This is a genomic window from Variovorax sp. RA8 (genome assembly GCF_901827175.1).
Taxonomy (GTDB): domain Bacteria; phylum Pseudomonadota; class Gammaproteobacteria; order Burkholderiales; family Burkholderiaceae_C; genus Variovorax.
Window position 1 is genome coordinate 952,162 of sequence record NZ_LR594662.1, and the last position, 23,926, is coordinate 976,087.

Annotated in this window: 25 protein-coding genes; 14 read left to right on the forward strand and 11 right to left on the reverse strand. The window is 67.2% G+C overall.

Translation table 11 applies throughout. The annotated features are described in order from the left end of the window. Positions 1-6 precede the first annotated feature (6 nt). Complete coding sequence (locus E5P3_RS04565) at positions 7-1,101, forward strand: glycosyltransferase family 4 protein (protein WP_162584885.1); 1,095 nt, start codon at positions 7-9, stop codon at positions 1,099-1,101. A gap of 294 nt (positions 1,102-1,395) precedes the next feature. After that, positions 1,396-2,289, forward strand: coding sequence for an acetylglutamate kinase (gene argB / locus E5P3_RS04570; RefSeq protein WP_162584886.1), 894 nt, complete (start codon positions 1,396-1,398; stop codon positions 2,287-2,289). A 26-nt stretch (positions 2,290-2,315) separates the two neighbouring features. On the opposite strand, the gene E5P3_RS04575 is transcribed toward argB, so the two are convergent. Next, positions 2,316-3,272 carry a hypothetical protein gene (locus tag E5P3_RS04575; RefSeq protein ID WP_162584887.1) on the reverse strand — a complete coding sequence of 319 codons (957 nt, stop codon included), beginning with the start codon at positions 3,270-3,272 and terminating at the stop codon, positions 2,316-2,318. Positions 3,273-3,379: 107 nt separating this feature from the next. Continuing rightward, positions 3,380-4,396: a UDP-glucose 4-epimerase GalE gene (galE, locus tag E5P3_RS04580; protein ID WP_162584888.1), complete on the reverse strand. Its 1,017-nt coding sequence runs from the start codon at positions 4,394-4,396 to the stop codon at positions 3,380-3,382. 120 nt (positions 4,397-4,516) lie between these two features. Here galE and slmA point away from each other — a divergent pair, with 120 nt between their 5' ends. Both slmA and E5P3_RS04590 read left to right on the forward strand, forming a co-directional pair. Continuing rightward, complete coding sequence (slmA, locus tag E5P3_RS04585) at positions 4,517-5,170, forward strand: nucleoid occlusion factor SlmA (RefSeq protein ID WP_162584889.1); 654 nt, start codon at positions 4,517-4,519, stop codon at positions 5,168-5,170. A 116-nt stretch (positions 5,171-5,286) separates the two neighbouring features. Further along, positions 5,287-6,807, forward strand: a complete 1,521-nt coding sequence (locus E5P3_RS04590; RefSeq protein WP_162584890.1) for a catalase — start codon at positions 5,287-5,289, stop codon at positions 6,805-6,807. A gap of 21 nt (positions 6,808-6,828) precedes the next feature. Here the strand turns inward: E5P3_RS04590 and E5P3_RS04595 are convergent, their stop codons facing one another. From E5P3_RS04595 to fusA, 3 genes are all read right to left on the reverse strand, one after another. After that, positions 6,829-7,353 carry a BON domain-containing protein gene (locus E5P3_RS04595; RefSeq protein WP_162584891.1) on the reverse strand — a complete coding sequence of 175 codons (525 nt, stop codon included), beginning with the start codon at positions 7,351-7,353 and terminating at the stop codon, positions 6,829-6,831. After that, positions 7,350-7,622, reverse strand: coding sequence for a hypothetical protein (locus E5P3_RS04600; RefSeq protein ID WP_162584892.1), 273 nt, complete (start codon positions 7,620-7,622; stop codon positions 7,350-7,352). Before E5P3_RS04600 ends, E5P3_RS04595 begins: the two co-directional genes overlap by 4 nt. 134 nt (positions 7,623-7,756) lie before the next feature. Continuing rightward, positions 7,757-9,817, reverse strand: a complete 2,061-nt coding sequence (fusA, locus tag E5P3_RS04605; protein WP_162584893.1) for an elongation factor G — start codon at positions 9,815-9,817, stop codon at positions 7,757-7,759. Positions 9,818-10,001: 184 nt separating this feature from the next. On the opposite strand from fusA, the gene E5P3_RS04610 reads away from it, so the two are divergent. Continuing rightward, a complete protein-coding gene (locus E5P3_RS04610) occupies positions 10,002-10,634 on the forward strand; it encodes a LysE family translocator (protein ID WP_162584894.1) in 633 nt (210 codons plus the stop codon). 50 nt (positions 10,635-10,684) lie between these two features. Here the strand turns inward: E5P3_RS04610 and E5P3_RS04615 are convergent, their stop codons facing one another. From E5P3_RS04615 to ydiK, 3 genes are all read right to left on the reverse strand, one after another. Further along, the gene (locus E5P3_RS04615) at positions 10,685-11,590 is read right to left on the reverse strand and encodes an SDR family oxidoreductase (RefSeq protein WP_162584895.1); all 906 of its coding nucleotides are present in this window, start codon (positions 11,588-11,590) and stop codon (positions 10,685-10,687) included. 52 nt (positions 11,591-11,642) lie between these two features. Further along, the gene (locus E5P3_RS04620) at positions 11,643-12,500 is read right to left on the reverse strand and encodes a helix-turn-helix transcriptional regulator (RefSeq protein ID WP_162584896.1); all 858 of its coding nucleotides are present in this window, start codon (positions 12,498-12,500) and stop codon (positions 11,643-11,645) included. Positions 12,501-12,563: 63 nt separating this feature from the next. Beyond that, a complete protein-coding gene (gene ydiK, locus E5P3_RS04625; RefSeq protein ID WP_162584897.1) occupies positions 12,564-13,640 on the reverse strand; it encodes an AI-2E family transporter YdiK in 1,077 nt (358 codons plus the stop codon). Between the two features lie 147 nt (positions 13,641-13,787). On the opposite strand from ydiK, the gene E5P3_RS04630 reads away from it, so the two are divergent. The 4 genes from E5P3_RS04630 to E5P3_RS04645 all read left to right on the forward strand — a co-directional run bounded on the left by E5P3_RS04630 (position 13,788) and on the right by E5P3_RS04645 (position 17,149). Next, complete coding sequence (locus E5P3_RS04630; RefSeq protein ID WP_162584898.1) at positions 13,788-14,462, forward strand: response regulator; 675 nt, start codon at positions 13,788-13,790, stop codon at positions 14,460-14,462. After that, positions 14,449-15,861 (forward strand): sensor histidine kinase, encoded by a 1,413-nt coding sequence (locus E5P3_RS04635; protein WP_162584899.1) that lies wholly within the window; start codon positions 14,449-14,451, stop codon positions 15,859-15,861. The genes E5P3_RS04630 and E5P3_RS04635 overlap by 14 nt, the downstream gene beginning before the upstream one ends. A 123-nt stretch (positions 15,862-15,984) precedes the next feature. Then, positions 15,985-16,707 carry a TerC family protein gene (locus E5P3_RS04640; protein WP_162584900.1) on the forward strand — a complete coding sequence of 241 codons (723 nt, stop codon included), beginning with the start codon at positions 15,985-15,987 and terminating at the stop codon, positions 16,705-16,707. 10 nt (positions 16,708-16,717) lie between these two features. Further along, positions 16,718-17,149, forward strand: coding sequence for a universal stress protein (locus E5P3_RS04645; RefSeq protein ID WP_162584901.1), 432 nt, complete (start codon positions 16,718-16,720; stop codon positions 17,147-17,149). 27 nt (positions 17,150-17,176) lie between these two features. Here the strand turns inward: E5P3_RS04645 and E5P3_RS04650 are convergent, their stop codons facing one another. After that, positions 17,177-17,440 carry a hypothetical protein gene (locus E5P3_RS04650; RefSeq protein WP_162584902.1) on the reverse strand — a complete coding sequence of 88 codons (264 nt, stop codon included), beginning with the start codon at positions 17,438-17,440 and terminating at the stop codon, positions 17,177-17,179. Between the two features lie 289 nt (positions 17,441-17,729). Here E5P3_RS04650 and E5P3_RS04655 point away from each other — a divergent pair, with 289 nt between their 5' ends. Continuing rightward, on the forward strand, positions 17,730-18,209 hold the full coding sequence (locus E5P3_RS04655) for a VOC family protein (RefSeq protein ID WP_162584903.1): 480 nt from the start codon (positions 17,730-17,732) through the stop codon (positions 18,207-18,209). Between the two features lie 70 nt (positions 18,210-18,279). Here E5P3_RS04655 and E5P3_RS04660 read toward each other — a convergent pair whose 3' ends face one another. After that, positions 18,280-18,927 carry a GntR family transcriptional regulator gene (locus E5P3_RS04660; RefSeq protein WP_162584904.1) on the reverse strand — a complete coding sequence of 216 codons (648 nt, stop codon included), beginning with the start codon at positions 18,925-18,927 and terminating at the stop codon, positions 18,280-18,282. Between the two features lie 96 nt (positions 18,928-19,023). Here E5P3_RS04660 and E5P3_RS04665 point away from each other — a divergent pair, with 96 nt between their 5' ends. The 4 genes from E5P3_RS04665 to E5P3_RS04680 are packed head-to-tail and all read left to right on the forward strand — an operon-like array spanning position 19,024 to position 22,668. Next, positions 19,024-19,827 carry a phosphosulfolactate synthase gene (locus tag E5P3_RS04665; RefSeq protein WP_162584905.1) on the forward strand — a complete coding sequence of 268 codons (804 nt, stop codon included), beginning with the start codon at positions 19,024-19,026 and terminating at the stop codon, positions 19,825-19,827. Positions 19,828-19,847: 20 nt separating this feature from the next. Continuing rightward, a complete protein-coding gene (locus tag E5P3_RS04670; protein ID WP_162584906.1) occupies positions 19,848-20,744 on the forward strand; it encodes an amidohydrolase family protein in 897 nt (298 codons plus the stop codon). Between the two features lie 47 nt (positions 20,745-20,791). Next, the gene (locus E5P3_RS04675) at positions 20,792-21,763 is read left to right on the forward strand and encodes a Bug family tripartite tricarboxylate transporter substrate binding protein (protein ID WP_162584907.1); all 972 of its coding nucleotides are present in this window, start codon (positions 20,792-20,794) and stop codon (positions 21,761-21,763) included. 23 nt (positions 21,764-21,786) lie between these two features. Beyond that, positions 21,787-22,668: a 2-hydroxy-3-oxopropionate reductase gene (locus tag E5P3_RS04680; protein WP_162589533.1), complete on the forward strand. Its 882-nt coding sequence runs from the start codon at positions 21,787-21,789 to the stop codon at positions 22,666-22,668. 303 nt (positions 22,669-22,971) lie between these two features. Here the strand turns inward: E5P3_RS04680 and E5P3_RS04685 are convergent, their stop codons facing one another. Next, a complete protein-coding gene (locus tag E5P3_RS04685) occupies positions 22,972-23,865 on the reverse strand; it encodes a LysR family transcriptional regulator (RefSeq protein ID WP_162584908.1) in 894 nt (297 codons plus the stop codon). Positions 23,866-23,926: the final 61 nt, after the last annotated feature.

Below are 23,926 nucleotides of genomic sequence, written 5' to 3' on the forward strand. Positions count from 1 at the left end.
CCGCCCATGCTTACCCTGATCGTCGTCAGCTTCCTCATCTCCGCCATTGCCGTGCAGCTGTTCATGCGGCGCGCCCGCCGCCATGCGCGCCGCTACGGTACCGACATGCCGCAGCGCTTCCACAAAGGCCATGTGCCGCGGCTCGGCGGCGCCGGCATGTTCCTGGGCACCGGCATCGCCTGGCTGGTGGCGGGGTTGCCGTCCGATCCCTTCAACGTCAACTGGCCGGTCAAGGCCTCCGGCGTCGCGCTGCTGTGCCTGGCTCCGGCCGTGCTCGCCGGCATCGCCGAGGACCTGACCCAGCGCGTCTCGGTGCGCTACCGCCTCGGCATCACCATCGGCTCGGCGCTGCTCCTGTGCTGGCTGCTCAAGCTCGGCGTCGCGCGCGTCGGCATTCCCGCTGTCGACGGCTGGCTGCAGGCCTGGCCCTATGCCGCGATGTTGTTCGCGGTGGTTGCCATCGGCGGCCTGCCGCACGCCTTCAACATCATCGACGGCTACAACGGCCTGGCCGCCACGGTGGCGATCCTGGTCTGCCTGGCCATCTCGCACGTGGCCCTGCAGGTGGGCGACCGGCAGCTCGCCGCCATGGTGATCTGCCTGGTCGGCGCGACGGCGGGCTTCCTGATCTGGAACTACCCGCGCGGCAAGATCTTCGCCGGCGACGGCGGCGCCTATGTCTGGGGCATGGTGATCGCATTGGCCGCGGTCACGCTGGTGCAGCGGCACCGCGTGGTCTCGCCCTGGTTCCCGATGCTGCTGCTGATCTACCCGGTGTGGGAAACAGTGTTCTCGGTCTACCGCCGCTTCGTTCGCGGCCAGTCGCCGGGCGACCCGGACGCGCTGCATTTCCACCAGCTGATCTTCCGCCGCATCGTGCGGGTGGCCTTCGCCGACGACGAGGCGCGCCAACTGCTGGCGCGCAACAACCGCACCTCGCCCTACCTGTGGATCTTCGCCGCCCTCACGGTGGTGCCGGCCGTGCTGTTCTGGAACAACACGCCGGTGCTGATGGCCTTCTGCGCGCTCTTCGTCGCGACCTACGTGGCGGCGTATTTCATGATCGTGCGCTTCAAGGTCCCGCGCTGGCTGCGCCCCTGAAGACCTGAGCTCGCCCCCAGGTTGGCTCACTTCGTGTAGCCGCCCACCCCCTACCGGGGGCAACACCAGCGGCCCGGCAAAGCCGGTTCCGCGGTGCGGATGTTGCTCGCCCCCAGGTTGGCTCACTTCGTGTAGCCGCCCACCCCCTACCGGGGGCAACACCAGCGGCCCGGCAAAGCCGGTTCCGCGGTGTTTCCCTCACCGCGGGCAACACCAGGGGTCCCTGCAAAGCCGGTCCTGCGGTGTTTTCCGGATTTGCCGGCAAAATCCCGTCGTCTTTTCAGCGTGAGCACCATGACCGATCCTGTCCTCAATATTCCCCCGCGCGACAAGGCCGAGATCCTGGCCCAGGCGCTGCCGTACATCCGCAAGTTCCACGGCAAGACCATCGTCATCAAGTACGGCGGCAACGCCATGACCGATCCGGCCCTGCAGGCCGACTTCGCGGAAGACGTGGTGCTGCTCAAGCTGGTCGGCATGAACCCCGTGGTGGTCCACGGCGGCGGCCCCCAGATCGAGGCTGCGCTCAACCGGCTGGGCAAGAAGGGCCACTTCATCCAGGGCATGCGCGTGACCGACGCGGAGACCATGGAGGTCGTCGAATGGGTGCTGGCCGGCGAGGTGCAGCAGGACATCGTGGGCCTGATCAACCAGGCGGGCGGCAAGGCCGTGGGCCTGACAGGGCGCGACGGCGGCCTGATCCGCGCCCGGAAGCTCAAGATGGCGGACCGCAACGACCCGAGCATCGAGCACGACGTGGGCCAGGTGGGCGACATCGTCGCCATCGACCCGGGGGTCGTGAAGGCGCTGCAGGACGACGCCTTCATCCCCGTCGTGAGCCCGATCGGCTTCGGCGAGGAGAACGAGAGCTACAACATCAACGCCGACGTGGTGGCCGGCAAGCTGGCCACCGTGCTCAAGGCCGAGAAGCTCATGCTGCTGACCAACACGCCCGGCGTGCTCGACAAGGACGGCAAGCTGCTGACCAACCTCAGCGCCCGCGAGATCGACGACCTGTTCGCCGACGGCACCATCTCCGGCGGCATGCTGCCGAAGATCGAGGGCGCGCTGGACGCGGCCAAGAGCGGTGTCAACGCGGTCCACATCATCGACGGGCGGGTGCCGCATGCGATGCTGCTGGAGATCCTCACGGACCAGGCCTACGGGACCATGATCCGGGCCAGGTAAGGAGATCCGGCTCGAGGAGACGGTGCCTACAGTTCGTCGGGCGCCGCTCTCACCTTCAGTCGCGAGAACGAGTCCGGCTGCGATCCCACGATACGTGCCAGTTCGTGCTTCATCGCCTCGGGCATCGAATCGGCCTTCACCGATGCATTGGTGGTGACGCAGATCGAATTCGGAAAGGTGATTGGCGCCAGGTCCGAGTAGCTGCCGTTCATGTCGAGATCCCTCCGGTAGGCACGGTAAGCCTTGTCTGCTTCCGGAACCGACTTGTCCAGGTCGATCAGCGAGTAAACCATCTGCCTGGAATCCCAAGACTCGCCGGCCTGGTCCATTTCCGTTTGGATGGCCGAGAGGGCGCCCTCGGTGATCGCTTCAAGATGTCCGTCGTGGTACTTGTCCGCGTAGGCACGCACCCGCTCCATGACGGGGTGGCTCTGCAAGTCATTTCCATCCAGGACTATGGCCCAGTTCCTCCCTTCCGCCGTGAAGGTGCCAATCACCACGATGGCATGGTGCCCGGCATACTGCGTTCCTCCCTGGTCGGATGGGAGCATTCGTGCGAGGCTCAGCACACAGGGGCCATGCCGTTCCACCAGGCCGACGATGTCGTCGACGGTCGGGTTGTGTCGGTACTCCCGATCCAGTTCTGGAGCCTTGGTCACGCCGAACATCTGTTGCAGTCGCTGGAGCAAACTCCGGCCGGTATCGCTGCTGCCCGAAATCTCGACGTGGCCTCGGCTGTGTAGATCATGCAGGATGTTCTCCTGCATAGCCTCCGAATTGCTCACGCACTCTCCCGGGCGCTGGAGCTGGTAGTTGCGCATAAGTGTCGCTGCCCAGGGGCTGCGCTGGAGGAGCCTGAGCACGGACCAGCTCACGTACTGCCGGGTCTGTTGCCCCGGCCGCGCTTGCGGGGCCTGTGGGTTGAACGCGTCGATGCGGAATGCCGGCGCCCGAAGCCGAGCGGATTTGCTCAACGTGTGCATGATTGTGTCTCCTTGGGTCTGGGTGAAATTCCAGTCCCTCTGTGGCAGGCCAGCGAACTTGGTTCCATGCGGTGGGTTGCGGAGAACGACCTGCCGCAGCCCGGTGCTCAGGCGTAGCCCGTCGGATTCCCCTGCTGCCAGCGCCAGCTGTCCGCACACATCTGGTCCAGCCCCCGTCGCGCACGCCAGCCCAGCAGCGACTCGGCGAGCGCCGGATCGCCCCAGTAGGCGGGCACATCGCCCGGCCGCCTCGGCCCGATCTCATAGGCGATGGTCTTGCCGCTGGCCCGTTCGAAGGCCTTCACCACGTCGAGCACCGAGGCGCCCTGGCCCGTGCCCAGGTTCAGCGTCACCAGACCCGGCTGCTTCTCGGCATGGCGCAGCGCCGCCACATGCCCCTCGGCCAGGTCCATCACATGCACGTAGTCGCGCACGCCGGTGCCGTCCGGCGTCGGGTAGTCGCCGCCGTGCACCGAGAGCTTGTCGCGCAGTCCCACCGCGACCTGGCTCACGAAGGGCATCAGGTTGTTGGGCTTGCCCTGGGGGTGCTCGCCGATCAGGCCGCTTTCGTGCGCGCCTACCGGGTTGAAGTAGCGCAGCAGCGCGATGCGCCACGCCGGGTGTGCGCGATGCAGGTCGCGCAGCGCGTCCTCCACCATCAGCTTCGATCGGCCGTAGGGGTTGGCAGGCCGCAGCGCCGCGCTCTCGGGGATCGGCGAACTGTCCGGGTCGCCGTACACCGTGGCCGAGGAGGAGAAGATCAGCGTGCGCACGCCCGCCGCCTGCATCGCCTCGGTCAGCACGAAACTGCCATGCACATTGTTCTGGTAGTAGGTGATCGGGTCGGCCACCGAGTCGCCCACCGCCTTGAGGCCGGCGAAATGGATCACGCCGCCGATCGCCTCCTCGCGGAACAGCCGGTCGAGCAGCGCGCGGTCGCGCACGTCGCCCTCGACGAAGCGCGGCGCGGTGCCGATGATGCGGGCCAGCCGGTCGAGCACGCGCACGTCGCTGTTGCCGAGGTTGTCCAGGATCAGCGGCACATAGCCTGCCGCGGCCAGCGCCACGCAGGTGTGGCTGCCGATGAAGCCGGCCCCGCCGGTCACCAGAATCGTTGGGCTCATCGTTCTCTTTCGCCGGTGTCGTTTGAAATCCGTTGATTCTGCGCGACGTACAGTGCATGCCCGGTTGGCACGCGCTTACTGCGCTGTGCGAGAATCAATTTTTTACATTTTGCCCTGCCCATGCAGAACGAAGAGACAAGCGCCCCTGGTGCCCCGCTGAGTTCCGTGAGTCCAGAGCCGGTGGCCGCACCGACACGAAAGCGTCCCAAGCCGGGCGAACGGCGCGTGCAGATCCTCCAGGCGCTGGCTGCCATGCTGGAGCAGCCGGGCGCCGAGCGGGTGACGACCGCGGCCCTCGCCGCGCGGCTCGAGGTGAGCGAAGCCGCGCTGTACCGGCACTTCGCGAGCAAGGCGCAGATGTTCGAGGGCCTGATCGACTTCATCGAGCAGAGCGTGTTCACGCTGATCAACCAGATCACCGAGCGCTCCGCCCCGGGCCAGGAGCAGGCCGCGCGCATCATCGCGATGCTGGTCCAGTTCGCCGAGAAGAACCCGGGCATGACCCGTGTGATGGTGGGCGATGCGCTGGTCTACGAGAACGAGCGCCTGCAGAACCGCATGAACCAGTTCTTCGACAAGATCGAGGCCACGCTGCGCCAGGCCCTGCGCGGCGCCGCGGCTGCCGAAGGCTCGGCAACGCCCAGCGTCGATGCGCAGGTGCGTGCCTCCGCGCTCACCGCCTTCGTGGTCGGCCGCCTGCAGCGCTTCGCGCGCTCGGGTTTCCGGCGCCAGCCCTCGGAGCATCTCGAGGCTGCGGTTGCGCTGATGCTCTGAAGCGGGCGCCATTCCCAACGAGATAGCTGCCTATCGGCAGGATAGGGGGATGTCATCCCCGGATCGCGGGTTCATGGCCAGAATGCAAGGCTCCTGACCACGAACGAGGAAGCCCGATGACCGATCCCCGCAAGCTCACCACCGAAAGCGGTGCCCCCGTCGAGAACAACCAGCACTCGCAGACAGCGGGCCCCAACGGCCCGGTGCTGATGCAGGACCACCACCTGATCGAGAAGCTCGCCCGCTTCGACCGCGAGCGCATCCCCGAGCGCGTGGTACACGCCCGCGGCTCCGGCGCCTACGGCGTCTTCGAGGTCAAGGCCGACGTCACGAAATGGACCAAGGCCCGCTTCCTCTCCCGGGCCGGCAAGAAGACCGAGGTGCTGGCCCGCTTTTCCTCCGTCGCGCCCGAATCCGGCGGCGCCGACACCCAGCGCGACCCGCGCGGCTTCGCGCTGAAGTTCTACACCGAAGAGGGCAACTACGACTTGGTCGGCAACAACACGCCCATCTTCTTCATCCGCGATCCACTGAAGTTCCCCGACTTCATCCACACGCAGAAGCGCGACCCCTACAGCCACGTGCAGGAGCCCAACAACGTCTGGGACTTCTTCTCCCACTCGCCGGAGATGACGCACCAGTTCACCTGGCTGTTCGGCGACCGCGGCCTGCCCCGGAGCTTTCGCCACATGGACGGCTTCGGCTCGCACACCTTCCAGTGGGTCAATGCGAAGGGCGAGGCCTTCTGGGTCAAGTACCACTTCAAGACCAACCAGGGCATCGACTGCCTGACGGCGGAGGAGGGCATGCGCCTGGCCGGCGAGCAGCCCAGCTACCACCACCTGGACTTGCTGCATTCCATCGAGCGCGGCGAGTTCCCGAGCTGGCGCGTGCAGGTCCAGATCATGCCCGTGGCCGAGGCGCAGCACTACCGCTTCAACCCCTTCGACCTGACCAAGGTCTGGTCGCACAAGGACTACCCGAAGATCGACATCGGCACCCTCACGCTGAACCGCAACCCCGACAACTACTTCGCCGAGATCGAGCAGGCGGCGTTCAACCCGGCCAACTTCGTGCCCGGCATCGGTCCCTCGCCCGACAAGATGCTGCAGGGCCGGCTCTTCAGCTACGGCGACACCCAGCGCTACCGCCTGGGCATCAACCACACGCAGCTGCCGGTGAACTGCCCGCACGCCACCCGTGCCGCCAACTATGGCCGCGACGGTGCCATGCGCTACGACAACGCCGGCCGCAGCCCCAACTACGAACCCAACAGCTTCGGCGACGCACCCAGGCAGAGCGCTGAGCAGATCTACGCGCCGCTCGAAGTGCACGGCTGGACCGGCAGCCATGCGTGGACCCCGCATCGCGAGGACACCGACTTCGTGCAGGCCGGCGACCTCTACCGCCTGATGGACGAGGCCGCCAAGGGCCGCCTGGTCGCCAACATCGCCGGCAGCCTGGGCCAGGTGACGCGCCAGGACATCATCGAGCGCTCGATCGGGCATTTCCGCCAGGCCGATGCCGACTATGGCGAACGCGTGCGGAACGCCGTGCGCGCCGTGCAGGCGCGGATCAAGGGCGAGGAAGTGGCGCTCCAGACCGGGAAGCCGGCCCAGGTGACGACCGGGGCCTGACGGCCGGCTCGCCGCCTTCGCTCAATTCGTCGCGGTCACGGTGATCTGGTTGTCGACCTTGTCGACGCCGTTCACGGTGCGCGCGATCTGCTCGGCGCGCGCCTTCGCCTCGGCGCTCGGCGCCGAGCCGCTCAGCCGCACGGCGCCGGCGTTGGAGGCGACATCGATCTGCCGCGGACCGAGTTCCGGATCGCGCGCGATCGCGGCCGACACCGAGGCCGTGACGGCCGTGTCGTTGGCCGATGAACCCAGAGCGCTGCCGGCGTTCTTCAGCGCCTGCTTGGCCGCATCGACGTCCTCCTTCACGTCCGGCGACTTGAAGTAGTTCACCGTGTTGTCGCGCGCCTTCTCCGCCAGGTCCGCAGCCTTGCGCGCGGCGGCGACCGTCGCGTCCTGCGTCTTCTCGACGGCGGCGTCGACGTTCTCGCGGCTCTTGGCCGCTTCCCGATCACTGCAACCGGCCAACGCCGCCATCGCGGCAGCCGCCACCAGGACGGCGCCATGTTGCCGCAGCGGGCGAAGCAGCCGCGCGTACTTCGAGGTCATCGGGCTTCTCCTCGTCGTGGCCCTCGGCCGCCTCGGAACTGCTCCAGCGTGGCCGCCAGACGCGCCACGCCGCCGGTCCCACTGGCCGCACGGCCGATGAAGGCGCCCGCCGCGGCACCGATCAGCGCACGGCCGATCAGCGAGCGGCTGCGCCCGGTCGCCATCAGCAGCAGCAGGCCGGTGGCCAGCACGATCAGGTGTTCGCCCGGCAGGTCGGGCCGGCGCGCATCTGCTTCCTTCAGCGACGCGAGCCAGGATTTCAGTTCCATGAGAGGACTCCTCGTTCGAGCGTCTTCTTCATAGACGCGGCGCCGCATTGCCGGTGTAGGCCGGGATCGACGATGGCACGGGGAATCGCGCTGCCATCCGCCTGCGAGGCGCAGGCTGGCCGGCGCGCGCCGCCTTACTCCGTATCGCGCACCTTGTGCTGCGACATCAGCTGCTGCTGCGTCGAGGGTGGCACCGGCTCGTAGTGCGACAGCTCGATGGTGTAGCGTCCCTGGCCGCTGGTCATGGCATTGAGCCGCGACTGGTACCCCGAGAGCTCCGACATCGGCACCTGGCCGCGCACCAGCACTGTCCCCGCGGCCGCGTTGGCGGTGCCGCTGACCAGGCCGCGCCGCGACGACAGGTCGCCGGTGATGTCGCCGATCGCACTGTCCGGCGCCGCGATGTCGATCTTCACCACCGGCTCCAGCACGATCGGCCGCGCCTCCTGGATCGCCGCGATGAAGGCCTTGCGACCCGCCGTCGCGAAGGCGATGTCCTTGCTGTCCACGCTGTGGCTCTTGCCGTCGTAGACCGTCACGCGCACGTCCACCACCGGGTAGCCGGCGATCGCGCCGTGCTCCAGCACCTCGCGCACGCCCTTCTCGACGGCCGGGATGAACTGATACGGAATGGCCCCGCCCTTGACCTCGTCCTTGAACTCGAAGCCCGCGCCGCGCGCCAGCGGCTCCACGCGCAGGAACACCTCGCCGAACTGGCCGGCCCCGCCGGTCTGCTTCTTGTGGCGATGGTGGCCCTCGGCCGGCCCGGTCACCGTCTCACGGTAGGCAATGCGCGGCGGCCGCGTGTTGACCTCGAAGCGGTACACCTCGCGCAGCCGCTCCAGCAGTACGCGCAGGTGCAGCTCACCCAGCCCGTAGACGATCGTCTCGTTGGTGATCGCCACGTGTTCCACCCGCAGGCAGGGGTCCTCGTCCACCAGCTTGCCCAGGATCTCCCACAGCCGCTGCTCGTCGCCGTGCCGCTGGGGCTCGATCGCCAGGCCGTGCACCGGGATCGGAAAGTCCAGCGGTGCCAGGTGCACATGGTCGTCCTCGGCCGCGTCGTGCAGCACCGCGTCGAAGTGGGCGTCCTCCACCTTCGCCACCGCCACGATGTCGCCCGGCAGCGCGCGCGACACCTCGGTGTACTCCTTGCCTTGCAGCATGAACAGGTGGTTCACCTTGAAAGGCTTGCGGCCGTCGCCGACGAAGAGCTGGCTGTCGCGCGTGACGGTGCCCTGGTGCACGCGGAAGATGCCCATCTTGCCCACGTACGGATCGACCGTGACCTTGAACACATGCGCCAGCACGTGCAGCGACGGGTCGGGCTTCGCCTCCATCGGCCGCGCCTCCTCGCCCTCGCCGACCAGGAAGGCCGGCGGATTGGCCTCGGTCGGGTCGGGCAGCAGCTTGACGATCACGTCCAGCAGCTCGCCCAGCCCGGCACCGTTGCGCGCCGAGACGAAGCACACCGGGATCAGGTGACCTTCGCGCAGCGCCTGCTCCAGCGGCGCATGCAGTTCGCGGGGATCGACGTCGCCCTGCTCGAGGTAACGGTCGACGAAGGCTGCGTCCACCTCCACCACCTGCTCGACCAGCGCGCGGTGCGCCGTCTCCACGTCACCCATCGTGCAGCCGCCCTCGCGGTTGTAGAAGCAATCGAGCACCCGGGTGCCGCCGTCGTCGGGCAGGTTCACCGGCAGGCATTCGCGGCCGAAGGCGGCCTGGATCTGCGCCAGCAGGCCCGCCATGTCGACACCCTGCGAGTCGATCTTGTTGACGATCACCATGCGCGCCAGCTTGCGTCCGGCCGCGTGCTCCATCATGCGAATGGCCATCGGCTCGACGCCGATGGCCGCGTTGATCACCACCGCCGCCGTTTCCACTGCCTCCAGCGCCGGCAGGCTCTGGCCCAGGAAGTCGGCGCCGCCGGGCGTGTCGAGCAAGTGGATGCGTGTGTCCGCATGCGCGAGATGCATCACCGAGGCGTTGAGCGAGTGCTGCATGCGCCGCTCGAGCGGATCGAAGTCGCTCACCGTGCTGCCGCGCTCCACGCTGCCCGGCGCGCCGATGGCGCCGGACTTGAGCAGCAGGGCCTCGGCCAGGGTGGTCTTGCCCGAGGCAGGCGCTCCGACGAGTGCCAGGGTTCGCACCGCTTCCATTTCGGCCGCGAGGCCGTTCGATCGGCTTGGCATGGACATCTCCTTGCGCCTCGCGAGGCGCCTTGGGCGGTCCGGTGGAAAAAGCATGCTCCGCCCGGTTGGCGGTTCAGGGTACGGGATTGCCCAGCGCGGCGCAAGGCGGGCGAACCTGGGCGGGCGGCTCGCGACGCAGTGGCCCGAGGACTATCATGCTCGCCCGACCGGAGGACTCGCCAGCATGCACACCCCGACCCTGCTCGTCTTTGCCTTCGTGGCGCTCATCGCCATCGCCACCCCCGGCCCCACCGTGCTACTGGCGCTGGCGAACGGGTCGCGCTTCGGCGTGCGCCGCGCGCTGCCCGGCATGCTCGGTGCGGTCGCCTCCGACTTCGTGCTGGTGGGCGCCGTCGCGCTGGGCCTCGGCGCGCTGCTGGCTGCCTCGGAGTTCTGGTTCTCGGTGCTCAAGTGGGTGGGCGCGGGCTACCTGGCCTGGCTGGGCATCCGCCTGCTGCGTTCGCAGGGCAGCCTGGATCTTTCGCAGCAGGACGCGGTCCGCGGCGGGGGCAGCCCGCGCGCCATCTTCGCCAAGTCCTTCCTGGTGGCGGTGACGAACCCCAAGGGCTATCTCTTCTGCTCCGCGCTGATGCCGCAGTTCATCGACCCCAGTGCGCCCCAATGGCCGCAATACGCCGCCATCAGTCTCGTGTTCGCGGGTCTGGACTTCTCGGTGATGCTGGCCTATGCGGTGATCGGCGCGCGTGCAGTCAAGCTCCTGCGCCGGCGCGCCGTGCTGTGGCTGGACCGTTGCTGCGGCGGCGCCCTGCTGGCGCTGGCGGGATCGCTCGCCTTCTACCGCCGCAGTGCGAGCTGAGCCCCATCGCGTTGTCTCCCGCAGGCGTCAGAAGGCCGGGGTGAGGGGGCTCAGCCTCCGTCGAGTTCAAACGCGGGCACTGGCCGTCCATCGACATCCGTGAACCCGTACTCGTGCGCGAGGTCCGCGACGCGGTGCACGCTGCCGCTCTTGTCCAGCACGCCGGCATCCCGCGCCAGCGCCACCACCGCCCGCCCCAGATAACGCGGCGATTCGGTGCGTGCAAGTGCAGGCTGCTCGTGCCAATGCGCCTCGTCGGTCTTGTGCCCGGCCAGGACGAACTCCGTGCGCATCCATCCGGGCGACACCGCCAGGGAGGCGACGCCGTGCGGCCGCAATTCCTGCGCCATTCCGAAGGCCAGGCGCGTCATCGAGGCCTTGGCCAGGTCGTAGAACAGATTGCCGCGCAGGTAGCGATCGCGATCCCAGAAGGTGGTCGTCACGATCAGCCCGCGCCTGCGGCGCACCATCATCGGTGCCGCGACGCGGCTGGCCAGCAGGTGGTTTCGCACGCCGCGGTCGAGCATCGAGTCCCAGTTGGAAAGCGGATGCTCCCAGAACGGAGCCTCGAACACGCCGTTGAAGGTCTCGTGTCCGCCCCAGGCGTTGTTCACCAGCAGGTCGATGCGGCCGGCCTCGCGCTCCACACGCGCGAACAGCGCCGCGACCTCTTCTTCGCGCGTGTGATCGCAGCGCACCGCGATGCCGCGCCCACCCAGGCGCGTGACTTCCTCTGCCGTCTCGTCGATGCTGCCGGGGAGGGTGTCGAGGCCCGACAGGCCCATCAGCTGCCCATAGGTGCCGGCCGGCTGCTCGCGCGTGCTGCGTCCCGTCACGTACACGGTCGCGCCGGCCGCGCCCAGCTCCTGGGCGATGCCGCGCCCAGCGCCGCGGCTGGCGCCGGTCACCACGGCCACGCGATCCTGGAGACTTGACTGTTGCTGCTGTTGCTGCATCCGCTGTTCCTTTCTTCGCTTCCTTGTCGAGTCGGGGAACGGTAGGGCGTCTTCAATCCGTTGTCTTGGAAGAACCCGAAACGGCGCGCCCCAGGAACTCGGTCGGCGTCAGCCCGCACAGAGCGCGAAACTCGTTGGCCAGGTGCGACTGGTCGTAGTAGCCATGGTCCATCGCCATCTGGGCCCAGTCGGGATGCGCCTGCCGGCGCAGTGCGCGCAGGCAGCCGTGCAGCCGCGCCAGCCTGCTCCAGGCACGCGGCGACAGGCCCACATGGGCGTGGAACAGTTGCTGCAGACGCCGCTCCCCGACGCCGATAGCCTCCGCCACCTCGCGCAGCGGCCGCCTTCCGCCCGATGCGGCGATGAGCCGTGCCGCCTGCGTGGCGGCTCGCCGCGTCGCGGCTGCGCCGTCGGCCTCGCGCAGCCGGGGCTGCAAGGCAGCATGCAGCACTGCCATGCGTGTGGCGTCGCCCGGCGCCTGAGCCATGCGCTCCAGCAACCGCGTCCCCTCGCCACCCCACAGCGTGTCCAGGTGCACGGCCGTACCCGCCAACTCGCCGGCCGGCAGCCCCAGCAGGCCGGCCGCCCCGCCGGGTCGCAAGGTGACCGACACGCCATCGATCCGGCCGCGCAAGCGCACCAGTGCCGGCGCCGTCGAGGCTCCGGCCACAACCGCGAAAGGACTGCAGACGTCGCCGAAATCGAAGATCAACCGAGCTGCCCCATCGGGCAGCACGCGTTCGATCACTTCCTGGCCCGCCGCCACGTACTCGCTGCACAGCAGGATGTGCGAGACATGCGCATCCAGCGCCGCGCTCACCGGAAGGGCCCGCAGCGTGCCCGCGGGCGCATCCGCCTCGGGCCCTTGCACCGGGTCGTCGTGGAGGCGGAGGAAGAGGCGTTCGTTCATGGGATGAAGTGCCGCTCGATGCTACTTTCTTCGCCGTGCGCGGGCGAGGTGCCGAAGCCCTGCCTAGTGCCGCGCGGCGTCGCCCGCCAGCGGCTCGGCATCGTGCAGCCAGGCGTGGATCAGCGTATACGACACCGCCAGCATCACCGGGCCCACGAAGATGCCGACCAGCCCGAAGCCCAGCAGTCCGCCGATCACCCCCGCGAAGATCAGCACCAGCGGCAGATCGGCGCCGCGGCGGATCAGTAGCGGGCGCAGGAAGTTGTCCATCGTGCCGACGATCACCGTCCACACCAGCAGGAAGATGCCCCAACCCGTCGATCCGCTCCAGAAGACCCAGAGCACCGCCGGCGCCAGCACCAGCGTCGGGCCGACCTGCACGATGCACAGCATGAACATCACCGCCGTGAGCAGCGCCGCGAAGGGCACTCCTGCGATCGCCAGGCCGATGCCGCCCATCACCGCCTGCACGAAGGCCGTGACCCCCACCCCCAGCGCCACGCCGCGGATTGCCTTGCCGGCCAGGACCACCGCATCTTCCCCGCGCTGGCCGCCGAGCTTGAAGCCGAAGCGCCGCACCACATCCGCCGCCGACTCGCCGCCCGCATACATCATCCCGGCGATCACCACCGTGAGCAGGAACTGCAGCGTCAGCGCGCCCACCACGCCCGCCTGCGCGAGCAGCCACGAGGTGACCTGCCGGATGTAGGGCGTGACCTTGTCCTCCAGGCCCGCCACGCCGGCGGCCACTAACTCGTTCCAGGCCTGCGTCAGCCGCGTCCCCACCAGCGGTAGGCGTTCCACCCAGCCGGGCAGGGTGGGCGGGCCCTGGCTGATCAGCAGCCGGACCCACGCGACCACTTCCTCCGCGTTGGACACGATGGTCGAGATCGCCAGCGTGAGCGGCAGCACGAACAGCAGCAGCAGGATCACCACCATCACCAGCACAGCGAGGCTGCGGCGCTTCCACAAGCGCGCCTGGATCCAGAGGAAGGCGGGCCACGTGGCGACGACGACCATCGCGGCCCAGATGGTGGCGCCCAGGAAGGGTCGGAGGATCCAGAGGGAGGAGCCGATGAGCAAGGCCAGCGTGAGGACGCTGAAGGTGGTTCTGGCAAGGTCGGGACGGGGGGCGGACATGGGTGCGGGGGCTGGGATGGGCAACCCGGAGTGTGCGCGAAGTGCGCCACCCGCGGTATGCGCCCGGCGCCCCCGTCGCGCCGCGGCCGGTGCGCGCGAGGGACTTGCGGTTAGCATCGCCTGCGGAGACACGCAGTCAGGAATTCAATGCGGATATTGCTCGTCGAGGATGACCGGGTGCTGGCGGATGCGCTCTCGCGGGCGCTGGTGCAGTCCGCTCATGCCGTCGACGTCGTCTCCACCGGCGAGGAGGCCGACCATGCCCTCGCCCCGGGCACCTACGACTTGGCCATCCTGGACATCGGCCTGCCCGGGCTGAGCGGACTGGATGTGCTGAAGCGCCTGCGGGGCCGCAAGTCCACCATGCCCGTGCTGATGCTCACCGCCTTCGACACCCTCGCAGACCGGGTGCGCGGACTCGATCTGGGTGCCGACGACTACCTGGCCAAGCCCTTCGACCTGCCGGAGCTCGAAGCGCGCGTGCGGGCGCTGCTGCGCCGAAGTACCCAGTCCACCCCCGACCTTCAACATGGCCAGCTGCGCTTCGACACCGTGGGCCGCCGCGTCTTCCACGACAAGCGGCCGTTGGAGCTGTCGCCGCGCGAGCTCGCCTTGCTGGAACTGCTGCTCATGCGCGCCGGGCGTGTCGTGAGCAAGGAGCACATGGTCAACCACCTCTACGGCTGGGGCGAGGAGGTTGGCGACAACGCGATCGAGGTCAACGTCTACCGGCTGCGAAAGAAGCTGGAGCCGCTCGGTTGCGAGATCCGGACCGTGCGCGGCATGGGCTACCTGATCGACAGCAGCGATGTGGAGGGCTGAGCCTCGGCTGCAGCGCAAGCTGCTGGCCTGGCTGCTCGGGCCGCTCGCCGTGCTGCTGGTGCTCGATACCGCCGTTGCCTACTGGAACTCGCTGCGCTTCTCCAACCTCGCCTACGACCGCGCGCTGCACGAGATCGGACGTGAGATCGCGCTGCATGTGAAGCTCGACGGAACGCGTCCCCGGCTCGAACTCTCGGAGGCCGCGGCCAACATCCTCTTGCTCGATCAGGAAGACCAGCTCTTCTACCGCGTCCTCGGCGAGGACGGCGCCGACCTGGGCGGCGATGCGCAGTTGCCGCCGCGGCGCATCGAGAAAACCGCCGGGCCGGACTTCTATGGCGACGAGGTGCGCGGCGAGCCGGTGCGGATGATGGTGGCCTGGATGCCTGTCGGGCCGGACGCCGGGCCTCCGCGGGTCCTGGTGCAGGTGGCCGAAACGCTCAACAAGCGTGCGCGCTTCACCTGGGAGATGGTCGCCAACGTGGTGCTGCCGCAGCTGCTGTTGATCGTCATGGCGACAGCGGTGGTGTGGTTCGGGGTTTCGCGCGGGCTCGAGCCGCTGCAGCGCCTCCGGCGTGCCGTATCGAACCGCTCGCACCTGGACCTGAGCCCGATCGACACGCACGACGTTCCGGGAGAGGTGCGTCCGCTGGTGGACGACGTCAACGAATTGATGGCACGCCTCGGGCGCACCTTCGACTTCCAGAACCGCTTCGTCGCGGACGCCGCGCACCAGCTGAAGACGCCGGTCAGCGGCCTGAAGGCGCAGATCGAGCTGGCCTTGCGGGAGAACGATCCGCAGCGCGTGCGCCACTCGCTCGCGCAGCTCTACATCAGCGCCGACCGGCTGTCGAGGCTGGTGCGCCAGCTGCTTTCGCTGGCCCGCAACGAGCCCGGCGCGCTCGACTCCATGCAACTGCAGCCGCTGGACCTGAATGCCCACGCCCTGGAGGTGAGCATGGACTGGGTGCCGCAGGCCATCAAGCGCAACATCGACCTGGGCTTCGAAGGTGCCGACCATCCGCTGATGATCGACGCCGACCGGGACCGCCTGCGCGAGCTGGTCAACAACCTGATCGACAACGCGATCCGCTACAGCCAGTCGGGCGGCCGGGTGACCGTGCAGGCCGGCCAGGCGGGAAGCGGCCAATGCCGCCTGGCCATCAGCGACGATGGCCCTCGAATCCCGGTCCAGGAGCGCGCCCGCATCTTCGAACGTTTCCATCGCCTCCTCGGAACGCAGGAGGATGGCAGCGGTCTTGGTCTTGCGATCGTCAGCGAGATCGCCATGATGCATGGCGCGCGCATCACGCTGGAGGAAGACACCGACGGCGTGGGCAACACCTTCAGCGTCTTCTTCCCGCTGCGCGATGCCGATCGGCACGGCAGCGCCTTGTAAGCTTGCTGACAGCTCGCGGACAACCGGCTGTCAGCGCGCCGGCAGTAAGGTGACAGCACAGGTCTCTACGCTCGGACGAGGCGGAACCGCTGTGGTTCCGGACCCATCCACCAAGGAGACACCGTGTCGTTTTTGTCGAGTCCCGACTTCTGGATCGCCCTGTCGCAGATCATCCTGATCAACATTGTCCTGAGCGGCGACAACGCGGTCGTCATCGCGATGGCCTCCCGCTCGCTGCCGCCCGCCCAGCAAAAGAAGGCCATCCTCTTCGGGAGCGTCGGCGCCATCGTGTTGCGCGTCGTCCTGACCTTCTTTGCCGTCTATCTGCTGACCTTGCCGTACCTCAAGCTGGTCGGCGCAGCGCTGCTGGTCTGGATCGGCATCGGCTTGCTCCGCGAGGAGGAAGAGGAGACGAATCTCGAAGGCCACTCCGGCCTGGCCGCGGCCGTCAAGACCATCGTGGTGGCCGACCTCGTCATGAGCCTGGACAACGTCGTCGGCGTCGCCGCTGCGGCCAAGGGCAATGTCCCCCTGCTGGTCTTCGGTCTCGTGATCAGCATTCCCCTGATCATCTTCGGCAGCACCCTGATCCTGAAGCTGATGGACCGCTTCCCGGTCATCATCGTCCTCGGCGCAGCGCTGCTCGGTTGGGTCGCTGGCGAAATGGCGATGTCGGATCCTTCCATTGCCGGCTGGGCTGCCAGCCAGCACGCGCTGCACACGGTGGTCCCCGCGCTCGGCGCCATGTTCGTGGTGGCGATCGGCAAGTGGCTGAACAGCCGGCGCGCAACGCGCGAAGGCGAGGAACCGCAACCGGCCAAGGCGTCCAAGCGACCCGCCGTCTGAAGGTGCCCGCATGACGCGCATCTTGGTACCCATCGATCCGGAGGAGCCGGCACGAACCCGCTCGGCCATCGAGCAGGTCCTGCGCATGCGTCGAAGCGACCGGGTGACTGTTCGCTTGCTGCGGGTGCAGCCCAAGGTCTCGGGCCATGTGGCGATGCTCTTCAGTGCACGCGAGCTGCTCGAGCTGCAGCTGGAGGCAGGCGCCGAGGATCTGCAGTACGCGCAGAGCCTGCTCGACCTGGCCGGGGTGCCCTACGCCAGCACCGTGCTGGTGGGGCGCACTGCGGAGACGATTGCCATGGCCGCGCGCGACTACGGCTGCGACCGCATCGTCTTCGGCCGCGATGAACCCAGCCTGGCGGGAAGGATCTTCGGCTCGCTGGCGCAGCAGGTGCGCCAGCACCTGGGGGCGAGCGGGGATCCCCAGGTCATCGGGTCCTGAAGGCGTCGCGGCGCGATTGTCTACGCCTCAAAAGCTCGGAGCGTCCTCGTCCGGCGGCTTGGAACCGAGTTCCTTCAGCTCCCTCGCGAAGATCTCGCCGACATAGGCGTCGACACGCGTGCGCACTACCCCGGCATCCGTTGCCCGGTTCTGTGCGGATTCGACGCTCTCGCCGTTGGCTCGCGCCGCGGCCTGCGCCGACTCGAGCGGTTGTCTGCCTTGATGACATGCGGCAGCGCCGAATGCCAGGCCCACGATCGCCGCGGCCTTGAGCACATTGAGCAAGTTCATGACTGCTCCTGTGATGACAGGACCGGAGTGCGTTGGCTGAGGCCGGGGATCCTGCGGACCGACCGCATCGCATCGAGCAAGGGCGGGCGTCGGCCCGCTGGGTCATTTGTGCAGGACGCCGAACGGCGAATGTCTGTACACCGCTGGGTCGAGGTGCAGGTTACGCCTGCCATGGGGCGGCTCAAATACGACTTAAGGCATACACAAGCAGGCGACCCTTCCAGCGACCGGGTTTCGGAGCGGAGGGAAGTTTAGGATGGAGGTTCAGTTCTTCAGGAGATGCGAAACGATGACCAGCAAGAACACGGTATGTCTGTGGTACGACGGCGCCGCCCTTGACGCCGCAACCTTCTACGCTGCAACCTTCCCCGACAGCGCTGTAGGCGCCATCATCCGTGCACCGGGCGACTATCCCGACGGCAAGCAGGGCGATGTGCTGGTGGTCGAGTTCAACGTCGCCGGCATCCCCTGCATCGGGCTGAACGGCGGCCCGCAGTTCAAGCACGACGAGGCCTTCTCGTTTCAGATCGCAACCGACGACCAGGCCGAGACCGACCGCCTGTGGAACGCGATCGTCGGCAATGGCGGCCAGGAAAGCGCGTGCGGCTGGTGCAAGGACCGGTGGGGGTTGTCATGGCAGATCACCCCGCGCGTCCTCACCGAGGCGCTGGTCAACCCCGATCGCGCGGCAGCCAAGCGCGCGTTCGACGCGATGATGACCATGGGAAAGATCGACATCGCCGCGATAGAGGCGGCACTGCGGGGCTGAGACCTGCCCTCCAGTCGATGAGGCGTGTTCGTCGACACGGCTCGCACCGTTCCGGGTCAGCACTTTCTCTCTAGAGGAAGGGTGCAACGTTCGTCATGACACTTTCCCGTGCGCGCCTCACGTGGTTCAGGACTGCGTTCTTCACCAGCGCGGCATCGCGGCTCTTCAGCGCCTCGAGGATCTCCTCGTTTTCTTCCAGGCTTTCCTGCACCCGTCCTGGCCGGGACTGGATCTGCATGGACCCAAGCCAGCGTACTCGGTCGTTGATGGTCAACAGGATCTGCGACAGCAGCGTGTTTCGACTCGCGCTGGCGAGCGCCAAGCGAAAGTCGCTGTTGAGTGCCCGAGTCTTCGCCAGTTGGCCGCGCTGCAGCTCACGCCGTGCCGACTTGAGAAAGCCGGCCAGCTTCTCGATTCCGGCCTCGTCCAGGAAGGTCATGGCCTCGACCGCTGCCGAAACCTCAAGGACCTCGCGCAGATTGAAAAGATCGTTGATCTCTTTCTGGGTCATGGCCCGGACAACGTAGCCCCATCCGGAGTCGTGCCGCACCAGGCCCTCTTGCTGCAAGCGCCCGAGGGCTTCGCGCACCGGAGTGCGGCTCAGGCCCAGGCGTGCAGCGATCTCCTGCGCCCTCAATGACTCGCCGGCCCTGTAGTCGAGATTGATCACCGCCTCCTTGATCGAGGTGTAAGCCCTGTCTTGCGCGGTAGGGGGCAAGCTGCTAGATTTCGTTGGTGCATTCATATTGCATTCAATTTGAATTCACAGTGAGTGCGAATTTGCCACATCCTACAACCGCCACAGGACGACGCCATGGAAAACCAGATGAGCTTCCTCGATCTACCCTCTCGCCCCAAGCCGCGTCGCGGCGGCGAAACCGGCCTCTACGACATGTTCATGCCCCTGGCGGAGCAGGCCGCGCTGCTGGAAACCGCATCGGAGTGCATCGACTACGCCAAGCTCATTCACATCGGGCTCGCCTTCGGGGGCGCCCTTCCGAGCGGCTGGCTGCAGGAAAAGCTCGGCATGTACCGCGCCAAGGGCATCAAGACCTTCCCCGGCGGCGTGCCTTACCAGGTAGCGCTGGTGCAGGGCAAGGTTCCACAGTTCATGAAGTGGGTTCGCGACTCGGGATTCGACGGCCTCGAAATTGCCGAGGACGCGATGAGCTACCGCGCATCGACGGACCAGGAACGCGATGACCACATCAAGATGGCGCTCGACCTCGGCTTGTTCGTGGACACCGAACTCGGCAAGAAGAATCCCGAGGCTCCCCTCGACCTCGCAGAGGCCTACGACACGATGATGCGGGACCTGGGCATGGGCGTCGCCCACGTGGTCCTCGAACGCTCCGAACTCGACCACTACAAAGGGGAGGGCAAGGACCCTTCCCCGGTGGTCGACCTCGTCCGGCGTGTCGGCCTGGAGAAGGTGCTGATCGAACCGGGCCCCTTCGGCTGGCCCGACTACCACGATTGGACTTTCAAGACCTTCGGTCCGGAGGTCAATGTCGGCAACATCTACCCGCATGAACTGCTGTACGTGGAACTGTCACGGCGCGGCCTTTCGCGCTTCGGCTACTGGTACTTCGACAAGTTCGAACACATGGCTCGATAGGCCGGATCCGGAGCATCGCCATGGAAGGCTTTCTGCCCCCATCCCGCAATGTGAAGACGCCGAAGGCTGCCTCGCCGCGAGGTGCGTGTGACTGCCATTTCCATGTCTTCCCGGCGGAAGGCCGCGACAACCTGGCACCGGATCGTGGCTTTACCCCTGCCGTCGCTCCTCTGGACGACTGGTTGGCTTGCGCAGGGACTCTCGGCCTCGAGCGTGGCGTGCTGGTCCAGCCCAGCCCCTACGGAACCGACAATCGCGTCCTGCTGGAGGCCGTGGCGCGCGCGCCTGACCGGCTGCGAGCCGTGGTCGCACTTCCGCCGCAGACATCCGTCGAGCAACTGCATGCGTTGAATCGCGCGGGAGCGCGTGGCGTGCGCGTGAATCACTACCTTCACCAGGGCCGGCTACGCTATGCGGGTGGGACGACCATGGAGAGTGTGCGGCCGTTGTTGCCAGCCTTGCTGGAGATCGGCTGGCACGTAGAACTTTGGATCGACGTCGCCTCCGACCTGCCCAACGTGATGGCGCAACTGCGCGATTGGCCGCCGGTGCCGTTGGTGTTCGACCACATGGGTTGTCCAAGGTCTGCAGAGGACGTCGATTCGCAGGGCTTTCAGCAGATGCTGGCGCTGGTTGCCTCTGGACAGGCATGGGTCAAGCTTTCGGGAGCCGACCGGATATATCCCAATCCGAGCGAGTACTCCTCTGCGCGCCCTGTCTTCGATGCGCTGCTGGCGACACGCACCGATCGTCTGGTCTGGGGCACCAACTGGCCTCATCCCCACCTGCAAGCGCATATGCCCGACGACGGCGACCTGCTCGACCTGTTCAACAACTGGGTCCCCGATGCGGGTGCACGCCAAGCCATTCTTGCCGCCAATCCCGCGCGGCTCTACGACTTCGCGGCGCCGGACTGACTCTTCGGCAACCTCGCCTCACCCGGGCAACACAGATGGAGACGACCATGACAAGACGGTACTGGATCACCCTGCTTCTAGGCCTCAGCTGCCTCGTTGCCTGCGCCTCCGCGCAGGACGCGTACCCCAGCAAGCCGATCCGGCTGCTGGTCCCGTTTGCCCCGGGCGGGGCCGCCGATGCAGTCGCGCGCATCCTGTCGAAGCCGCTGGGCGAGCAACTGGGCCAGCCCATCGTGATCGAGAATCGGGGGGGAGCCGGAGGAAACATCGGTGCGGACGTCGTAGCCCGCGCGGCGCCGGACGGCTACACATTGCTGCTCGGGTCCTCGGCCAATCTCGCCATCAATCCAACGCTCTACAAGTCGCTCCCCTTCGACCCGGTCAAGAGCTTCGCTCCTGTGAGCCTCGTAGTCGAAGCGCCTCACGTCATCGTCGTATCGGCCGCCTCTCCGGTCGATTCCGTCGCGGATCTGATCCGGCAGGCCAAGGCCGCAAAGCAGCCCCTTGCGTACGGAAGCGGCGGCGTGGGAACGCCAACTCACTTGGCGGGGCAACTGTTCGCAACCCGCGCGGCGGTGGATATGAGGCATATACCCTACAAGGGAAGCGGCCCGGCGCTCGTCGACCTGATGGCCCAACGACTGAATGTGCAAATTGACAGCGTACCTGCGGTTATCGGGTCCATCCAGGGAGGCAAACTCAAGGCGCTGGCACAAACCGGCAAGGATCGTCTACCCATCCTGCCGAAGGTCCCGACAGCAGCCGAGGCGGGGCTGGCCGACTTCGAGGTGATTGGATGGTTCGGCGTGCTTGCGCCCGCAGGAACACCACAGGCGGTCGTTGAGCGACTCAACTCCGCCATCAGGGCCGCGCTGAGCGAGCCGGAAACCCGGGCCCTGTTCGATCGACAGGGCGCCAGGACCACCGCGAACAGCCCAACGGAATTTGCCAGCTACATCCGTGCGGACATCGACAAGTGGGCCGCCGTGGTGAAAAGCGCCAGCATTCAACTCGACTGATCGGAAATCGCATGCCAGTCAAAATGCCGTCCGTCGGCTTCATCGGGCTCGGTGTCATGGGGCGGCCGATGGCCCGCAACCTGCTCAAGGGAGGCCTGTCTCTTTCGGTCTTCACGCATGGGGACGTGCCTGCGGACATCGCAGCTTCTGCGTTTGCCTGTGCCCACGCACTCGAAGTCGCCCAGCGCGCGGACACCATCATCGTAATGGTGCCCGACACCCCTGACGTCGAAGCAGTGCTGTTCGGCGAGCAAGGCGCGGCGGCCGGCCTTTCGCCTGGCAAGACCGTGATCGACATGAGCTCCATCTCGCCCATCGTGACCAAGACGATTGCGCGCCGCATCGGCAAGCTAGGCTGCCATTACCTCGACGCTCCGGTCTCAGGCGGCGAGATCGGCGCCCAGCAAGGAACACTGTCCATCATGGTGGGCGGTCCTGCAGAGGTCTTCGAAGCAGCGCATCCGTTGTTCGCGCTGATGGGCAAGAACATCACGCACGTGGGCGATCACGGCGACGGGCAGACGGCCAAGGTCGCGAACCAGATCATCGTCGCGCTGAACATCCAGGCCGTTGCGGAGGCGTTGGTATTTGCGGTCCGCGCCGGCGCGGACCCGGAACGCGTGCGTCGGGCGTTGATGGGCGGCTTCGCAGCCTCCAAGGTGCTCGAGGTGCATGGTGAACGCATGACCGGCCGGCGTTTCGAGCCTGGCTTCCGCATCTCACTTCATCAGAAGGACCTGAACCTCGCGCTGGAGAGCGCGCGCCTCCTTGGCATGGCTTTGCCGAACACGGCCACGGCACAGCAGATGTTCGGAAGTTGCGTCGCACAGGGCGGGGCTCGCTGGGACCATTCGGCGCTGGTTCGCGCCATCGAACTGATGGCCGGCTGCAAAGTGGGCGCCTAGGCCAGGCATGACGGTGCGCTGCGAGGGGACATGGTCATCAGCATCGCTCGACACTGGACGATCCCGCGCGTGCTTCGCTGGCTTGGCATGCCATCGGAACAGGACATGTCGCTGGTCTGGAGTTGCTGCGGCACACCAGCACTCAGTCACTTCCCGGCAACCCCGTCGCCCCATGTTGGCTGCCACGCTCGCATTTGCCGGTGCACGCATTGCGGCTGTCGCTGGCGCCAGACTGCTTCGCCCGTTGGCGGGCAAACCGAGTGGCATTGCTTGGGCCCGGACTCTTCTTGACCGCCCGCCAGCTCATGCGCGCCTCGCCCGCGGCCTCTTGAGCGTCTTCACGAATTCCTGCGCCACGCGGGAAAGCGGCTTGTACAGCGGGTAGAACACATGCACGGGCATGGGCACATGGGGCGCCACCGGACGCGCCACGATGCCGCTCCACTCCCGGCCCTCGATGGTCTGGGCGTCCGCCAAGGCGATGCCCACGCCGGTGGCGACCAGCTCGCATGCGACATGCACCTGCTCGACCTCGATGCGAGCCTGCGGCAAGCGCTCCGCCTTCTCGAACAGTTGCCGCACGAGCTGGCCGAAGGGGATGTCGCCTGAATAGCCGATGAAGGGTTCGTCGACCAGGTCGTTGATGTGCACCTCGCGGCGCGCGGCGAGCCGATGGTCCGCCGGCAGCACCGCGACCATGCGGTTCTCGTAGAGCAGTTCCATCGACACGGCCGGGTGGGTGATCGGCATGTAGGCGATCCCGATGTCCACCTGCTGTGCAAAGAGATGCTGCAGCAGCGCCTGCGGCGACTCCGTCTGCAGCAGGATCCGGACCTTGGGATGGCGCTTCATGAAGTCGCCGATCGCGCGCGGCATCAGCGACTGGCTGAGGTTGGCGCTGCAGGCCACCCGCAGCAGCCCCGATCGATGGTCCAGCAGGTCTTCGGCCACCTGGTTGACGCGCTGCACGCTGTTGTAGACCGCGGTGACCTCGGCGAAGAGCTGCTCGGCCTCGGGTGTCGGGTAGAGCCGGCCCTTGATGCGCTCGAAGAGCTTCAGGCCCAGCCGCAGCTCGGTATGCGAGACGAGGCGGCTCACCGCAGGCTGCGAAACGTGCAGCGCCTTGGCCGCGCCCGTCATCGAGCGCGTCACCATGATGGTGCGGAAGACCTCGATCTGGCGCAGGTTCATCCGCATCGGGCCGGCCTCCGGTGGGTCATAGCTTTGTGTTATGCAAGGTGCGCAAATATGAATGCGA

Excerpts from the sequence above, each read along its gene's own strand:
- slmA (WP_162584889.1), top strand. The coding sequence starts at position 4,517 with ATGCAGAACGAAGAGACAAGCGCCCCTGGTGCCCCGCTGAGTTCCGTG.
- E5P3_RS04655 (WP_162584903.1), top strand. The coding sequence starts at position 17,730 with ATGACCAGCAAGAACACGGTATGTCTGTGGTACGACGGCGCCGCCCTT.
- E5P3_RS04675 (WP_162584907.1), top strand. The coding sequence starts at position 20,792 with ATGACAAGACGGTACTGGATCACCCTGCTTCTAGGCCTCAGCTGCCTC.
- argB (WP_162584886.1), top strand. The coding sequence starts at position 1,396 with ATGACCGATCCTGTCCTCAATATTCCCCCGCGCGACAAGGCCGAGATC.
- E5P3_RS04590 (WP_162584890.1), top strand. The coding sequence starts at position 5,287 with ATGACCGATCCCCGCAAGCTCACCACCGAAAGCGGTGCCCCCGTCGAG.
- E5P3_RS04565 (WP_162584885.1), top strand. The coding sequence starts at position 7 with ATGCTTACCCTGATCGTCGTCAGCTTCCTCATCTCCGCCATTGCCGTG.
- E5P3_RS04615 (WP_162584895.1), bottom strand. The coding sequence starts at position 11,590 with ATGCAGCAACAGCAGCAACAGTCAAGTCTCCAGGATCGCGTGGCCGTG.
- E5P3_RS04685 (WP_162584908.1), bottom strand. The coding sequence starts at position 23,865 with ATGCGGATGAACCTGCGCCAGATCGAGGTCTTCCGCACCATCATGGTG.
- E5P3_RS04620 (WP_162584896.1), bottom strand. The coding sequence starts at position 12,500 with ATGAACGAACGCCTCTTCCTCCGCCTCCACGACGACCCGGTGCAAGGG.
- E5P3_RS04595 (WP_162584891.1), bottom strand. The coding sequence starts at position 7,353 with ATGACCTCGAAGTACGCGCGGCTGCTTCGCCCGCTGCGGCAACATGGC.
- E5P3_RS04635 (WP_162584899.1), top strand. The coding sequence starts at position 14,449 with ATGTGGAGGGCTGAGCCTCGGCTGCAGCGCAAGCTGCTGGCCTGGCTG.
- E5P3_RS04630 (WP_162584898.1), top strand. The coding sequence starts at position 13,788 with ATGCGGATATTGCTCGTCGAGGATGACCGGGTGCTGGCGGATGCGCTC.
- E5P3_RS04575 (WP_162584887.1), bottom strand. The coding sequence starts at position 3,272 with ATGCACACGTTGAGCAAATCCGCTCGGCTTCGGGCGCCGGCATTCCGC.
- E5P3_RS04670 (WP_162584906.1), top strand. The coding sequence starts at position 19,848 with ATGGAAGGCTTTCTGCCCCCATCCCGCAATGTGAAGACGCCGAAGGCT.
- ydiK (WP_162584897.1), bottom strand. The coding sequence starts at position 13,640 with ATGTCCGCCCCCCGTCCCGACCTTGCCAGAACCACCTTCAGCGTCCTC.
- E5P3_RS04650 (WP_162584902.1), bottom strand. The coding sequence starts at position 17,440 with ATGAACTTGCTCAATGTGCTCAAGGCCGCGGCGATCGTGGGCCTGGCA.
- fusA (WP_162584893.1), bottom strand. The coding sequence starts at position 9,817 with ATGCCAAGCCGATCGAACGGCCTCGCGGCCGAAATGGAAGCGGTGCGA.
- E5P3_RS04645 (WP_162584901.1), top strand. The coding sequence starts at position 16,718 with ATGACGCGCATCTTGGTACCCATCGATCCGGAGGAGCCGGCACGAACC.
- E5P3_RS04680 (WP_162589533.1), top strand. The coding sequence starts at position 21,787 with ATGCCGTCCGTCGGCTTCATCGGGCTCGGTGTCATGGGGCGGCCGATG.
- E5P3_RS04610 (WP_162584894.1), top strand. The coding sequence starts at position 10,002 with ATGCACACCCCGACCCTGCTCGTCTTTGCCTTCGTGGCGCTCATCGCC.
- E5P3_RS04665 (WP_162584905.1), top strand. The coding sequence starts at position 19,024 with ATGGAAAACCAGATGAGCTTCCTCGATCTACCCTCTCGCCCCAAGCCG.
- galE (WP_162584888.1), bottom strand. The coding sequence starts at position 4,396 with ATGAGCCCAACGATTCTGGTGACCGGCGGGGCCGGCTTCATCGGCAGC.
- E5P3_RS04600 (WP_162584892.1), bottom strand. The coding sequence starts at position 7,622 with ATGGAACTGAAATCCTGGCTCGCGTCGCTGAAGGAAGCAGATGCGCGC.